Consider the following 550-nt stretch of genomic DNA (forward strand, 5'->3'; position numbering starts at 1 on the left):
CGATCTCAAACACAGCAAGCATGGCGTACTACCATCAGCTTCGAGATGTCGCTCGTAGCTCGCGTCGCAAGTTGATGTACGAAACAACCGTAGGGGCAGGCCTACCGGTTATCGAAAACCTACAAAACCTGATTGCAGCAGGCGATGAGCTTGAACGATTTAGTGGCATTTTGTCAGGTTCACTGTCTTACATCTTCGGTAAACTTGACGAGGGTATGAGCCTGAGCGAAGCGACAAATATTGCGAAAGAAAATGGCTTCACTGAGCCAGATCCTCGTGATGACCTTTCTGGTATGGACGTTGCGCGTAAGCTGCTCATCCTAGCTCGCGAAGCAGGTATGTCATTAGAGCTTGAAGATGTGGTCGTTGACCAAGCGCTACCACCAGGCTTTGATGATTCAGGCAGTGTTGATGAATTTATGGCTCGTTTGCCAGAAGCGGACGCGTACTTCAAAGAGTTATCTGCGAAAGCGGCAGAAGAAGGCAAAGTGCTACGTTATGTTGGTGAAATTAATGATGGCAAGTGCACAGTGAGCATGGCCGCTGTCGA

The 550-nt window shown here is 49.1% G+C and carries 1 pseudogene; it reads left to right on the forward strand.

Annotated features, from left to right (window positions below):
- Positions 1 to 550 (forward strand): annotated as a pseudogene (gene thrA, locus R7E38_RS23255) (bifunctional aspartate kinase/homoserine dehydrogenase I); the annotation flags it as partial.

The organism is Vibrio sp. Vb2131, from assembly GCF_033338535.1.
Classification (GTDB): Bacteria; Pseudomonadota; Gammaproteobacteria; order Enterobacterales; family Vibrionaceae; genus Vibrio; species Vibrio alginolyticus.